This window comes from Cupriavidus sp., assembly GCF_057315035.1.
Window position 1 is genome coordinate 1 of the sequence record NZ_DBHKYV010000010.1, and the last position, 13,579, is coordinate 13,579.

Here is a 13,579-nt window from a genome sequence, read left to right on the forward strand (position 1 = left end):
CGACTGCGTTTGCAGAGCGGTTCGTGTTGCGAGGGGGCGAATATTAGATGAGCTTTTCGGGCTACGCAAGGGGTTTCGCAAAAGAAATTTCCGATCCATTAGAATCGCCGCATGACGTCGCCCGACCTGCCCACCTACCTGCCTGAACGACTCGCAAGCCGCGATGCCGGTGCGCTCGACGCGCACACGCTTGCAGCAGCACTCACCCGGCCCATCGTATTTGTCGATCTGGAGACTACCGGCCCCGATGCCCAGCGCGATCGGATCACCGAGATTGGCGTGGTCGAGGTGGGCCCCGACGGCATCCAGGAATGGGACACGCTTGTCGATCCCCAAACCGGCATCCCTTCCTTTATCCAGGGCATGACCGGCATTACCGATGAGATGGTGCGTGGCCAACCCACCTTCGGGTCAATCGCCGAGCTCCTGGCCGAGCGTTTGCAGGGACGGTTGTTCGTCGCCCACAACGCGCGCTTCGACTATGGCTTCCTGAAGAACGAGTTCCGTCGCGCTGGCGTGACGTTCCGCGCCGACGTGCTTTGCACGCTCCGGCTGTCACGTTCGCTGTTTCCGTCGGTCGAGCGGCACGGCCTTGACGCCTTGATCGCGCGCTTCAACCTGCTGCCCAAGGGCCGCCATCGTGCGCTGGCCGATGCGGAACTGCTCTGGCAGTTCTGGCAGAAGATCCACGGTATCTATTCAGTCGATCTGGTCGAGTCGGCGGTGAAGGCCCTCATCAAGCATGCGAGCCTGCCAGCGGGGCTGACCGAGACGGCCCTTGACGATGTACCGGACCGCGCTGGAGTCTATTTCTTCTATGGCGATGACGATGCACTGCTTTATGTTGGCAAGAGCATCCATCTGCGCCAGCGCATCCGCGCGCATTTTGCAGGCGACCATACCAACGCCAAGGAGATGCGCATCGCGCGCGCGGTGCGCCGTGTCGACTGGCGCGAGACTGGCGGAGAGATTGGCGCACTGCTGATGGAAGCGCACCTCGTCAAGACGCTGCAGCCGTTGCATAACCACCAGTTGCGCCATAGCGGCGAGCTGTTCGCGTGGGAAATGGTTGAAGGCTTGCCTGCCCCGCGCCTGCGGTCGGACCGTCAGGTCGACTTCAGCCGCCACCCGGGCCTCTATGGAGTATTTCCAAGCCGCACTACGGCACGTGCAAAGCTGCGGGCACTGGCCGAAGAGCACCAGCTTTGCCAGGTGACGCTGATGCTGGAAGCCGTGGCGCGCAGTGGCAACCCTTGCTTCGCGCGCCAGTTGCATCGTTGCGCGGGTGCCTGCACCGGCGCGGAATCACGCGCAGCGCATCGCACGCGGACGCTGGAAGCCATCGGTGCGATTGGACTGCAAGCGTGGCCATTTGCCGGCCCGGTGGCATGGCGCGAAAACACGGGGGCGGAAACGGCCTGGCACGTGATCGAAGACTGGTGCTATCTGGGAACCGCCAGGACCATCGATGAAGCCGAAGAACTGGCGGCGTCGCCGGCACGCTTCGATATCGACACCTACCTGATCCTCGCGCCGCATCTGGCCATGCTCAAGGAGACCGCCGTGCCATTGCGGTCGACACGGTCCTTCGCACTGACACCACCGGAACCTCCAGCCAGGCCGGCGCCTGTAACAACGCCACGCACAACCAGGCGGAGCCCGACCGCCACCATCGCTGATCAAACCCTGACACTATTCGGGTAACTCGGCCAGGAACTACGCCTTCGTGCGGCCGCGCACACATACGCGTTGCCACACATTGCGGAACTCAGCTAGTCTGCGACGGGAGGAACAGCCCCCTCGAGATGGAGCCGCCATGCCTGCGTCGCCCCGCCATTCCGTCTGCCGCGCCGTCCTGCCGGTCACCAGCGCGATCGTCCTGGCCGCAGCCTGCGCCAATATCGAGGCCAGCACCATGCAGCGCATCTTCGATTCGTGGAAGGGTGCCCCCGTGGAACAGGCCAAGGCCCAATGGGGTCCACCGCAAGCGGTCCAAACGGTGCCGGACGGCACCGCCTATGTCTGGACCGATGAAATTCCCGCCGCGCGCGCGCCCGGCAGCGGCCCGCGCGATGCCGGGCTGGAGCCTCCGGCAAGAGTCGCCCAGTGCCAGCGCAAGCTGGTAGCTGGCTCGGATGGCAACGTCAGCCGTGGTGAATGGAGTGGCAGCGCATGCTGCGTCCAGGGTCTGGTCGGGCCGTGCGCAGGGCTGGCGCGGAAGACCCCCGGCGCCAGCTGACCTCAGCAAGTAGATAAGCCGGTAAGTCGATAGATCAGTCGATCTTCGCACCCGACGCCTTGATGGCCTGCCCCCAACGCTTCTGCTCATTGAGAATCGTGGCCGCAAAAGCTTCCGGCGCCTGCCAGGCCGGCTCGGCGCCCTGCACTTCGAACTTGGCCTTGGTATCCGGGTCCGCCAGCACGGTGCGCAGCGCACCAGACAGCTTGTCGACGATCTCCTTAGGCGTCCCTGCCGGCGCCAGCACGCCATAGAAGCCAACCACCTCGAAACCCTTGAGGCCTGACTCCTCCATGGTCGGCACATCGGGCAACGCCGGCGAGCGCTTGCCCGATGTCACCGCCAGTGCGCGTACCTTGCCGGCCTTGATGTACTGGGTGAACAGCGGAATCGAGTCGGCCATCATCTGCGCCTGGCCGCCCATCACATCGGTCAGTGCCGGCGCACTACCCTTGTACGGAATATGAACGATGAACGTTCCGGACGCCTGCTTGAACATCTCGGGCATCAGGTGAGAAATCCCGCCATTGCCGCCCGAAGCAAAATTGAGCTTGCCCGGATTTGCTTTTGCGTAGGCAATGAACTCCTTCAGATTCTTGGCCGGCACGTTGTTGTTGACCACCATCACCAGCGGAATCAGGGCGGTGCGCGCTACCGGCGTGAAGTCCTTTGGCATGCTGTAGGGCAATTTGGGATACAGCGAGTTGTTGATCGCCATCTGGCCTGTATTGGCGATCAACAGCGTGTAGCCGTCCGGCGCCGACTTGGCCACGTTGTCCGAACCGATATTGCCGGCAGCGCCGGCCTTGTAGTCGAGCACGACGGTCTGGCCCAGGATCGGCTGCAGCTTTTCAGCCAGGATGCGGGCGTGCGTATCGACCGGCCCGCCAGGCGGAAAGCCCACCACCATCCGGATTGGTTTCTCTGGCCAGGCAGCCTGGGCAGCACCGGCGGCCAGCGCCAGCGGGGTGAAGGCCAGCACGGCCAATGCATGCCGGACACGGCGGGCGGCGAACAACGTCATCTCTCTCTCCAGAAGTGGCCTCGTTCTCCGCGACGAGGACCAAAGCCGCATTGTGACGTTTTTATGACATTTTTGTGAAGTACCCGGGCACCCGCCTGCTCCCGGGCCCTATGGAACTATTCCAGTACGATGCCCCGCGCCTTGACCAGCGCGCCCCACTTCCTGACCTCGCTATCGATAAAGCCGGCAAACTCCGCGCTGGTGCCCGGCGATGGCTGCAGTCCCAATCCAAGCAGTTTCTGCCGGACCTGCGCATCGCCAAGCGCCTGGCTCGCGTCGCGGTTGATCTGCTGCACGATGGCCGCCGGCGTACCCGCTGGCGCCACGATGCCAAACCAGCCGTAGCCGATCACGCCCGGCACGCCCTGCTCGGCAAACGTCGGGGCATCCGGATACACCGGCGTGCGGGCCTCGCCAGCCACCGCAATCACACGCAGCTTGCCAGCCTGGATAAATGGCAAGGCGGTCGTGATCGCCGTCAGCGTGGCATCCACGCGCCCCGCAAGCAATTCGGTATATGCCGTGGCGTCGCCGCGGTAGTGAACGTTCAGCGCCTTGAACCCTGCCACCGAGGCGAACAACTCGGCCGTCAGGTGCGGCCCCGACCCGATGCCCGGTGAGGCGAACGTGACGCCGTCGGGCTTCTGTCGCGCCAGCTTCACGAAGTCCGCCACCGTCTTCACCGGGGAGTTCGCGTTGACGATCAGGAATACCGGTCCCCGCACGCTCGGCCCCACCGCCACGAAATCCTTGTGGATATCGAAGCGCTGGCTAAGGCCGGCACCGGTATTGATCGCGAATGGCGCTGCGGCCCACAGCAAGGTGTAGCCATCGGGCGCGGCATGGGCCACCGATTCACTGGCCACGCGCGTCCCCGCGCCAGGCTTGTTCTCCACCACGATCTGCTGGCCGTACTTGCGGCTCAACGCCTCGGCCAGCACGCGCGCCGAGGTATCGTTGGAACCGCCCGGCCCGTATGGCGATACCAGCCGCACCGGTTTGCCCGGCCACGTGCTGCCGAAGGCCTGAGGCACCACGCCGGCCAGCGCCATGGCGCCAAGCAGGCGGCGCCGTATCCGTTGAGACGGGGTCATGATGCCTCCCCGATGCGCTCGATGGAGGGATAGCGATAGGTACGTTCCAGATGCGCGGGCTGCGGAACATAGAGACGCAGTGCCACGTAGAACGGCCCCGCCGGTGCCGGCAGCCAGTTGCCATGCTGCGACTGGTCCCGCGGGGGCCGCGCCGACAGGTACACCGTCAGGCCGCCATCGGCGCCATGCTGCAGCGACGGCGAACGATCGCCGAGCGAGTAGCGGGAAATCTCGTTCGGCACGAGCATGCAATCGGACTTGTCGTACATGGTCAGCGACCAGAAGGCGCCCACCTCTGGCAGGTTGCCCGCGCCGAAATCAAGCCGGTACGACTGGCTGCCGTGCAGCGGTTTGCCGTCGCCGCACCGGTCCGCCAGGATGTACATCGCCTCCTGCACGCCAAGCGCACCGATATAGTTGCGTGCCACCAGTGCGCGCTGGAGGTAGTGCGTGCCAAACGATTCGCGAACATCGACCGACATCGCCCAGCCGCCGCCCATGTCAGATGCCTGCGGCTCCGCCAGGTCTTCAAGCACGCCTTTGAGCGCCTGGCCTAGTGCCTCGATGTGGGCATCGGTGGTGCCGACACCTGCGCCAACGCCTGCCCCAATCCCCACTGCGGCGAATCGGGCGACCATTGCCGCCTCCGCCTTTGGCGGCGGGTTCTCGGCCAGCACGCGGTTGACGACCTCGGCAAAACGCCGCGCATCGCCCAGGTGTTCGCGCGGATGCATGCCCACATCGAACTGGTACGCGGCGGGCGAGCCATCGATCCGCTTCAATGCGATGGCATCCTGCAACGCGTGCACCACGGGCAGATCGGCTTCGCCATCGACGAGCAGACGGCCGATCATCCACACCGCATTGGTCGGGCACGCCATGGCCTGCATGCCGTCAGGAACCGCGCCCTGCCAATCCGGCCCGTGCAGCAGGAAGCGACCCGCACCGGTGCCAGTGGTCCGGCTGCCCACATAGCCAAACGGATTCGTATAGAAATCGAGCAGCCCGAGCACGTAATAGCGTCCCGCAAACTCTGGCACTTCGAGCACCACTGGTTCACGCGACAAATCCAGCCATGCGTTGGTATAGAGCGTATCGTTGTTGGGCGTCACCACCTGCCGGTGCTGCGGCCCCAGCAACTCACGCGTATGGATCAGGTGGTTGACCCAGCGAAACGTGGATTCGGGGCCGTTCCCGGCGAACTCGCCGGACCGGTCGCGGCGCGGGCAAGTGGCTGCGCGCATGCGGGCCATCTCGTAGAGTGGCAGCGTGTAGAGCACGGCATCGCGCGCCAGTTGCTGCAGGTCAGTGGTGTGTTGCGGCATGTTCTGTTGTCTCCAGTCTTGTCGGTATTTGCGGCCAGCCTTCCGGCGTTCAGTCGACCCGGCGCTCAGGCAACGCGCCGTACCGCGGGAATCCGGTATTCCCCCGCCATGAAGCCCGCTGTCGGGTGATAGAGGCGCAGGATCAGGTAGAAATTGCCCTGTGGCGCGGGCAGCCAGTTCGCATCGACCGCCGGTCGCGCATGGGCAATCGGAATGACCAGCGTGCCGTCCGCTTCCTGGCGCAGTCCCGGTGTACGGTCGCCGACCGCATAGCGTCCTGCTTCATTCGCGGTAAAAAAGCGATCCTCGCCATAGAGCGATACTGACCAGAACGCGCCAGCCGGTGGCAGCATGCCGGGAGGAAAGCACAGTTCATAGGCGTGCTGGCCGCTCAGCCGCTCGCCATCCGCATCGAAATCGGACATCGCATACACCGCCTCGTCGGCACGCAAGGCGCCAAGTCCCTTCATGGCCGTGCAGGCGCGCAGCAACCAGTCGTCGCCGTAGGTGCCCAGACGCAGGCTGTATCCCCATGCTTTCTGGCCCTGGCTGCGCGTATGCGCTTCGATCAGCGCCATGCCTTGTGCAAACGCGCTACGCAGGCCATTGACGACCGCCGGACGCAACGCGGCAATCTCCACATCGTCCTCGCGTCGCAATCCCACCTTCCGTAGCAACGTGAACAGGCCCTGCTCCTGCTCGGCAGGCGGGAAGTCGCGCATGGCACGGAACAGGTTCTGGAAGAGGTCGATCGCCTCGTCGCCGGTTTCCTGCCATTGCGTTACGCTGGCCGGTCGCGCGGAGCCGGCGCTGCGCACGACCTGGAAGCCCTGCTCGAAAGCATGGGCGCGTGGCAGGTCGTCGGGGCCGGTCACCAGCACACGGCCAATCACCCACACCAGTGAAGTGGGGGCCTCTACCACATGCACACCGTCGCCACGCTGTCCTGGCCCGACGATCTCGATATCGGCGCCGGCCATCGGCACATTGCGCGGACCGAGATTGGCGAAGTTGTTGGTATGCGCATCGAGCAACTCGATCACGTAGTAGCGGTCTGCATCGGGTAGCGCGGGCACGCGCAGCGTCACCGGGCCATCTGCCAGGTTCAGCCAGCCGCAGAAATACAGCAGGTCGTTGGCAGGCGTGACGATGTCGCGATCTTCGTGCGTCCACTGCCGCGCGCTGGCCGACAACATGTTCATTGGCGCACGGCCATAGCGCGTTGGTGCATCCACCGAGGTCTGCAAGCGGCAGGTGCGCAGTGTTTCGATCAGCGGATAGCCGTAGATGACCAGTGGCAATGCGGCGGCAGCCACCAGGGCTTCCTGCGGGCTGGCGTAGGCGGGCGCGGCAAATACGGGCGATGCGGGATGGTTCATGTCAGTGTCGTCTGGTTAGGGGTGTGGGTCGGGTGTCAGCACAGCGGTTCAGCGCAGCGTGATCACCGCATCGGCCGCGACCACGCCTTCGGCCCCGACGATGAATGGATTGATTTCGAGCGTGTCGAGCCGGTCTCCGATAGCGGCGGCCGCCTGGGACACATTGACGAGGACATCGGCCACCGCATCGAGGTCGAGCGCCGGATGGCCCCGGTGTCCCGCACACAACGCCGCCGCGCGGCTCTGCTCCAGCATGGCGCGTGCGCGCTGGCGCGACAGTGGCGCCAGGCCGAAGGCCATTTGCCGGAAGATCTCGACGGCGGTGCCGCCGATGCCGGCCAGCGCCACGAGTCCGAACACCGGATCGCGCCGCACGCCGACCATGATTTCACCCCAGCCACGGACCATGCGCGCCACGATCACGCCTTCGAACGGCACGGGCTGGCCTTCGGCATCGCGCGCCTGTAGCACGGCGTCTTGCACCCGGGCGAACGCTGCACGTACCCCATCAGCGTCCTGCAGATTGAGCACCACGCCACCGATATCGCTCTTGTGCAGGATCTGGCGCGAGCAGAGCTTGACGGCTACCGGGAAGCCGATCGACTCGGCAATCCGTACCGCGTGCCCGACATCGTGTGCCAGGCCATGCGGCGCAACCGGGACACCTGCGTCCGCCAGCAGCGCCATGGCCTCGGCTTCGGACAACGCGCTCGCATCGGCTGGCAAGACCGGCGTCGGTGCACTGGTATCTGGAGTGGGAGTGCGACCGATAGCGGCATCGGTCTCTTTTCCGGTCGCAACCGCTTCCATCGCCGCGGCCCTGGCCAGCGCCGCCACCGCTTCCATGGTGTGTGCAGGCTCGCGGAACACCAGGCATCCGCGGTCTTCGAGCCAGGCGCGCTTGTCGTCGTCCATCACGCCCGAGATCAGCAATGGTGCCGCCTGACGGTCGGCTGCCAGCGATTGCACGGTTTCCTGCAGTACGCTCCACAGCCGCGGCGCATTGGCACCGCCGGCCAGGAACGCCGCCACGCTGCCATACTCGCCGCAACGTGCCACGTTGGCCAGTGCGTCGACAAAGACCTGCGGCTGGGCCACGACCTGGCCTGTGACGTCGATGGGATTGGCGGTGCTGGCAAACGGAATCGCGGTGCGCAGCGCCTGCGCGGCCGGGGCGGGCATCGCAGGCAACGGCAGCCCTTGCGACTCGGCGCTGTCCGCCATCATGATGCCCACGCCACCGGACACCGTGACGATGGCCACCGGTGCCACCGCATCGGCTGGCAGGCCGGAAGGCGAGTGCCAGTGCGTGGGTCGGCGGCCGCGGGCCAGCGTGTAGCCCAGCCGGAAGAATGCTTCCAGCGTATGGGCGCGATGCACGCCATATTCATCGAACACGGCCTGGTACACGGCATCCTCGCCAGCCAGGCTCGCGGTGTGCGATTGCGCGGCGCCGGCACCTGCGGCAGTGGTGCCCACCTTGGCGATAACTACCGGCTTGCCCGCCGCTCGCGCCGCTGCCAGCGCCTGGCGCAGCCGCAAGCCGTCGCGCGCGCCCTCGATGTAGGCCAGGATTACCCGGGTCTGTGGATCGTGGGCCAGCCATTCGATGACATCGGCCACCTGCAGCCCCGCCTCGTTACCCGTGGTAACCCAGTGGCTCAGCCCCAGTCCCGCTTCGCGCGCCAGCGCGAACGCATAGGCGCCAAACGCGCCGCTCTGGCTGACCAGCCCTACCTCGCCCACCGGCGGCACGCCCGTAAGCGGAATCGGCGAGAAGGTGGCGAACATGCGCTCCTTCAGGTTCATCGCACCGAGGCAGTTCGGGCCCAGCAGCTGCACGCCATGCGCGCGGGCCTGCGAGGCCAGTGCATGCTGCAAGGACTCGCCACCGCTGACCTCGGCAAAACCGGATGTGAACACCACCGCCGCGCGGGTACCGGCGCGGCCCAGTTGGGTCATCACGTCGGGGGCGGCTGGCGCCGGCACGGCCACGATGGCCAGGTCGACCGGCTCACCGATCGCCTCGATCGACGGCCACGCACGCAGCCCCTGCACGGTTTCGGCCCCGGGATTGACCGGGAACACACGGCCGCGATAGCCCAGTTCACCAAGCAGGCGAATCGGAACGCCGCCGACCTTGTCGGGCTGGGTCGAGGCGCCGATCACCGCGATCGAGCGTGGGCACAACAGTGGCTGCAAGTCCTGCATGGTGTCTCCGATATTGACGCCGCGGTACGTGCCACGGTCGTTCCGTCGTGCGGGAGTTCCGGTCCCGCGTACCGGCGGCTAGCGTCCCACGCCAGCCATGTTCTCGATGGATCGAACCATCTCGCGCAGCAGCGGTGCCACGCGTTTTTCCATCATCCCGCGCCTGACGCGCAGGCCCGGCACCGCGCAGTTGAACAGCAGCGGACGGTTCAGGTAGACGATGCGCGAATACACGCCCACACCATGCACATCGCTGCCGGCATCCCCTTCATTCAGCGCGAAGCCGCGCTTGGGGTAATGCGCAACGTTGTGGCACAGCGTTTCGTAGCAGGCCGCGAATTCGTCGGGACGCTCCACGCGCGCCGCATTCATCAGTTTCTCGAACTCGCTCTTCGACAGCGTGCACAGGAAAGCGCGCCCCATCGCCGTGGTCAGTACCGAACGCACCGCGCCAACCGTGGGGCGTGCTGGGGTGCCTTCCATGTGCGTGCACGACTCGAGGTAGGTCACGTCCAGCCGGTGTGCCACGCCCATCGATACGGCGCCCTCGACCTGGTTGGCCAGCGCCTGCATCAACGGGCGCGCGAGGTGCCGCACTTGCAGGCCGGCCAGGTACGGATATCCCAGCGCCAGGACTTGAGCGCCGACAAAGTACTTGTCGAGTTTCGGGTCCCAGTCGAGGTATCCGAGTTCAAACAGCGTGCGACAGATGCGCGACACCGTGGCACGTGGCAGTTGCAGCTTCTGCGACAACTCCCCATTGCCCAGCGGGCGGGGATCGTCGATAAAGCAGCGCAGCAAGGCAAACCCCTTGGCCAGCAGCCCGCCAAACGAGGGATCCTCGCGGCGGCGTTCGGCAATGAATTGTTCGACCGGGGTGTTAATGGGCATCTCGTCTCCTGTCTTCAGTGTGGTCGGCGATCTCGGCATGTGTCAAAAAGCGGAATCAATTTCCAAATATTGGAAATCCAGATCGTAAACCCCTACTTGACGGTGCGCAGCGGCGAAACGTAAGGTTAAAACCGAATCCGAATTCGAATACGGAAAACCCTTCATGCCAGCCACCACCCAAAGTGCCCGAGCCATCGCTTCAGCCGCGCCGCCTTCCGCCTTTCCACAGGTAGACACTTCGTCGATCCTGCAACCGCCGCGCCAACGGCGCGCGCGTGAAACCGAACAGGCCCTGCTGACCGCGGGGCGGCAGTTGCTGGCCGAGCGCGATTTCGCCGCAGTGTCGGTGGCACAGATCGCCGCGGCATGCCAGGTATCGGTCGGCGCGTTCTACGGCCGGTTCCGCGACAAGATGGCGTTCTTCGATGCGCTGCGCACGATGGTGATGGAGGAGTCCGATGCCTCGGTGGCCCGCTACATGGCCGAGCATCGCTGGCAGGAAGTGCCACCGTGCCAGATCATCGAGAAGACCATGCGCTTCATGGTCAACGGCTGCCACACCAACCGGGGCGTGATCCGCGCCTCGCTCAAACACGCCACCACACGCCCCGAGGAATGGCTGCCACACCAGAAGAACGGCCAGTTGCTGGTCGACCGCCTCGTGGCATTGCTATTGCCCCATGTGAAGGGCTCGCGCGAAGACGCCGAGTTGCGGCTGAACTTTGCAATGCAGATGGTCTTTGGCACGCTCGTCAATGCCGTGCTCAACAACCCCGAGCCGCTGCACCTCGACGACGAGCGGCTGCCGGCCGAACTGACCCGCATGATGGTCACCTATCTCGGGCTCGACGCGGCCTGAACCGATTTCCCTCGCTGAAATCAACCAACCGCCCGCATCAGCCGCAGCCATAGCGGCACGTCTGCCATCAGACCGGGCATAACGAGGAGACACACCATGAAGCATTCGACACTGCCGCGCAGGCAGTGGGCCACGCGCGCCGCATGCGCCGCGCTGTCGTTGTTGCCACTGGCGGCACTCGCCCAGGGCGACTATCCCGTCAAGCCAATCCGCATGGTGGTGCCATACCCGGCCGGCGGCCTGACCGATACGCTGGCGCGCCAGATGGCCGATGGCCTGTCCAAGCGCCTGGGTCAACCGGTGGTGGTCGAGAACAAGGGCGGAGCGGGCGGCATCATCGGCACCGACTTCGTGGCCAAGTCGGCGCCCGACGGCTATACGCTGCTGATGACGATTCCGGGGCCGATCACTTCCAACCTCGCGCTCTACAAGAAGTTGCCGTATGACCCGCGCACCGAGTTGCGCCCGATTTCGGATGTGGCCATGGCGCGCACCGTTCTGGCCGTGAACAGCATTGTGCCGGCGAAGTCGGTCAACGAACTGCTGGCCTACGCGAAGAAGGAGCCAGGCAAGCTGCGCATGGGTTCATGGGGACCGGGCACGCTGCCACACACGATCCAGGCGTATATGGACAAGACCTACGGCGTGGATATCCTGCACGTGCCGTATCGCGGCGAAGGCCCGATGGTCAGCGACCTGCTGGCTGGCCAGGTCAATGTCACCGTGGGCTCGGTTACCACGCTGCGCCAGCATATGGCCGGCGGCAAGCTGCGTCCGCTGGCGGTGGCCGGCACCACACGCGTCAAGGCACTACCCGACGTGCCGACTTTTGCCGAAGCCGGCTATGGCGATGCCGCCTACAAGCTGGTGGGCCCGACGACCTTGCTGGCGCCCGCGAAAACGCCCGATGCCATCGTCGAGCGACTGGGCCGCGAAGTTTCCGCGCTCGTGAAGACGCCGGAGATGCAGGCCAAGATCGACGAGATGGGGGCCGAGCCAATTGGCAATACGCCGGCCGAGGCCGAACGTGCCTACAAGGCCTATCTGCCGGTGGTGCTGAAGCTGACGGCCGACACCGGCGTGACGCTCGACTGACATTGCCCGGCCTGCGCGCAATGCAGCGCAACCATGGCCGGTATGAATTCCGGCGGGACTCGCTAGGTCCCCCGGAATTGGCCGTCTAGAATCGCGGCATATTCATCAGCGCAATTCCCACATCATGGCCACGCTATTCCTGGTCCGTCACGGACAAGCCTCGTTCGGTGCCGCCAACTACGATTGCCTTTCCGACGTCGGGCGCCAGCAGGCGCGTTGGCTCGGCGAATACTTCCGCGACCGCGGCATTCAGTTCAGGCGCGTGGTGGCCGGCACACTGGTGCGCCAGCAGGACACCGCCAGCGAAATCCTGCACGGCATGGGCCATGGCGGAACGCCGGTCGATACTCACGCGGGCCTGAACGAGTACGACGGCGAAGCGCTCTATCGCAGCTTTACCAATGGCGCCGATCATCGCGCCCACCAGAACAGCGACTACCAGGATTACTGGCGCACGTTCCGCGCGGCATTTGCGGCGTGGACGCAGGACCAACTCAACGGCATGCCCGAGACATGGGGGGAATTCGGTGCGCGCATGCAGGCGGCCATGTCGCAGGCGACGGAAGGCAGCGCACGGGAAGACGCCTTGCTGGTGGTCAGCTCCGGCGGCGCTATCGGCCGTGCCATCGCCGATCTGCTCGGCGCACCCACGCAGACTGCCATCGAACTGAACCTGCAATTCCGCAATACCGGGTTCTGCGAGCTGATTGTCGGCCGCGGCACGCAGCGTCTGTTGAGCTTCAACAACGTGCCGCACCTGGAGCATCCGGAACGGCGTCGCGCCATTACATTCGCCTGAGGGACGAGGCAGGCCTAGCGCTGCGACAGCGCAAGCTTGCCGGCAAGCGCCAGGAACACCGTTCCGGCAAACCAGTTCACGGCGCGCTGCACGCGTGCCGAGCGCATCAGCACGCGGCCAAATACGCCCGAGAACCACGCGATCGCGCCAAATACCAGCAACGTTGCCACGATAAAGACCAGGCCCAGCACCATCAGTTGCAGCGCCACGTGGCCACGCTGCGCGACAACGAATTGCGGCAGGAATGCCAGGAAGAAGATCACCACCTTCGGGTTGGTCAGGTTCATCACCACGCCGCGCCAGTACATATTCTTGCCCGCCTGCGCATGAGCGCCCGACTGGCCGATCTGGCCCACCGGTGCGCGGAACGCCTGCCATGCCAGGTAGACCAGGTACAGCGCACCGGCAATCTTCAGCACCGCAAACGCCACCGCCGATGCCGCGAGCAATGCGGCCAGTCCTACCGCAACCACCGCCGTATGCACCAGCAAGCCTGTGCACAGGCCCAGCACCACTGTCAGTCCAGCCCGTGTCCCGTGCATTGCCGATTGCAGCAGCACGAAGATATTGTCAGGCCCCGGCGCCAGGCCAAGCAGGATGGCAATACCCAAAAATGGCAGCAGTGTTTCGAGCGGCGGCATGCGGTTGGCTCCATCGAATGAA

Annotated in this window: 12 protein-coding genes; 5 read left to right on the top strand and 7 right to left on the bottom strand. The window is 65.1% G+C overall.

Translation table 11 applies throughout. The features are described 5' to 3' along the window. Positions 1-111 precede the first annotated feature (111 nt). Positions 112-1,704, top strand: coding sequence for a 3'-5' exonuclease family protein (locus ACO550_RS14790; RefSeq protein WP_315592303.1), 1,593 nt, complete (start codon positions 112-114; stop codon positions 1,702-1,704). A gap of 112 nt (positions 1,705-1,816) precedes the next feature. Next, a complete protein-coding gene (locus tag ACO550_RS14795) occupies positions 1,817-2,239 on the top strand; it encodes a hypothetical protein (RefSeq protein WP_315592304.1) in 423 nt (140 codons plus the stop codon). A gap of 34 nt (positions 2,240-2,273) precedes the next feature. Here ACO550_RS14795 and ACO550_RS14800 read toward each other — a convergent pair whose 3' ends face one another. The 6 genes from ACO550_RS14800 to ACO550_RS14825 form a co-directional block, all read right to left on the bottom strand. Further along, positions 2,274-3,263 (bottom strand): tripartite tricarboxylate transporter substrate-binding protein, encoded by a 990-nt coding sequence (locus tag ACO550_RS14800; protein WP_315592305.1) that lies wholly within the window; start codon positions 3,261-3,263, stop codon positions 2,274-2,276. Positions 3,264-3,379: 116 nt separating this feature from the next. After that, positions 3,380-4,357 carry a tripartite tricarboxylate transporter substrate binding protein gene (locus ACO550_RS14805; protein WP_315592306.1) on the bottom strand — a complete coding sequence of 326 codons (978 nt, stop codon included), beginning with the start codon at positions 4,355-4,357 and terminating at the stop codon, positions 3,380-3,382. Beyond that, positions 4,354-5,682, bottom strand: coding sequence for a DUF1254 domain-containing protein (locus ACO550_RS14810; protein ID WP_315592307.1), 1,329 nt, complete (start codon positions 5,680-5,682; stop codon positions 4,354-4,356). Before ACO550_RS14810 ends, ACO550_RS14805 begins: the two co-directional genes overlap by 4 nt. 65 nt (positions 5,683-5,747) lie before the next feature. After that, complete coding sequence (locus ACO550_RS14815; protein WP_315592308.1) at positions 5,748-7,061, bottom strand: DUF1254 domain-containing protein; 1,314 nt, start codon at positions 7,059-7,061, stop codon at positions 5,748-5,750. 48 nt (positions 7,062-7,109) lie between these two features. After that, positions 7,110-9,272, bottom strand: a complete 2,163-nt coding sequence (locus ACO550_RS14820; protein ID WP_315592309.1) for an acetate--CoA ligase family protein — start codon at positions 9,270-9,272, stop codon at positions 7,110-7,112. A 78-nt stretch (positions 9,273-9,350) separates the two neighbouring features. After that, entirely contained in the window at positions 9,351-10,157 is an 807-nt protein-coding gene (locus tag ACO550_RS14825; protein ID WP_315592456.1) for an IclR family transcriptional regulator, read from the bottom strand. 169 nt (positions 10,158-10,326) lie between these two features. On the opposite strand from ACO550_RS14825, the gene ACO550_RS14830 reads away from it, so the two are divergent. From ACO550_RS14830 to ACO550_RS14840, 3 genes are all read left to right on the top strand, one after another. After that, entirely contained in the window at positions 10,327-11,022 is a 696-nt protein-coding gene (locus ACO550_RS14830; protein WP_315592310.1) for a helix-turn-helix domain-containing protein, read from the top strand. 96 nt (positions 11,023-11,118) lie between these two features. Then, on the top strand, positions 11,119-12,117 hold the full coding sequence (locus ACO550_RS14835; protein WP_315592311.1) for a tripartite tricarboxylate transporter substrate-binding protein: 999 nt from the start codon (positions 11,119-11,121) through the stop codon (positions 12,115-12,117). A gap of 124 nt (positions 12,118-12,241) precedes the next feature. Next, positions 12,242-12,916 (top strand): histidine phosphatase family protein, encoded by a 675-nt coding sequence (locus ACO550_RS14840; protein WP_315592312.1) that lies wholly within the window; start codon positions 12,242-12,244, stop codon positions 12,914-12,916. Positions 12,917-12,930: 14 nt separating this feature from the next. On the opposite strand, the gene ACO550_RS14845 is transcribed toward ACO550_RS14840, so the two are convergent. Beyond that, on the bottom strand, positions 12,931-13,557 hold the full coding sequence (locus ACO550_RS14845) for a LysE family transporter (RefSeq protein ID WP_315592313.1): 627 nt from the start codon (positions 13,555-13,557) through the stop codon (positions 12,931-12,933). Between the last annotated feature and the right edge of the window lie 22 nt (positions 13,558-13,579).

Coding starts and splice junctions, on each gene's coding strand:
- ACO550_RS14800 (WP_315592305.1), bottom strand. CDS start 3,263: ATGACGTTGTTCGCCGCCCGCCGTGTCCGGCATGCATTGGCCGTGCTG.
- ACO550_RS14790 (WP_315592303.1), top strand. CDS start 112: ATGACGTCGCCCGACCTGCCCACCTACCTGCCTGAACGACTCGCAAGC.
- ACO550_RS14815 (WP_315592308.1), bottom strand. CDS start 7,061: ATGAACCATCCCGCATCGCCCGTATTTGCCGCGCCCGCCTACGCCAGC.
- ACO550_RS14805 (WP_315592306.1), bottom strand. CDS start 4,357: ATGACCCCGTCTCAACGGATACGGCGCCGCCTGCTTGGCGCCATGGCG.
- ACO550_RS14830 (WP_315592310.1), top strand. CDS start 10,327: ATGCCAGCCACCACCCAAAGTGCCCGAGCCATCGCTTCAGCCGCGCCG.
- ACO550_RS14810 (WP_315592307.1), bottom strand. CDS start 5,682: ATGCCGCAACACACCACTGACCTGCAGCAACTGGCGCGCGATGCCGTG.
- ACO550_RS14845 (WP_315592313.1), bottom strand. CDS start 13,557: ATGCCGCCGCTCGAAACACTGCTGCCATTTTTGGGTATTGCCATCCTG.
- ACO550_RS14820 (WP_315592309.1), bottom strand. CDS start 9,272: ATGCAGGACTTGCAGCCACTGTTGTGCCCACGCTCGATCGCGGTGATC.
- ACO550_RS14795 (WP_315592304.1), top strand. CDS start 1,817: ATGCCTGCGTCGCCCCGCCATTCCGTCTGCCGCGCCGTCCTGCCGGTC.
- ACO550_RS14835 (WP_315592311.1), top strand. CDS start 11,119: ATGAAGCATTCGACACTGCCGCGCAGGCAGTGGGCCACGCGCGCCGCA.
- ACO550_RS14840 (WP_315592312.1), top strand. CDS start 12,242: ATGGCCACGCTATTCCTGGTCCGTCACGGACAAGCCTCGTTCGGTGCC.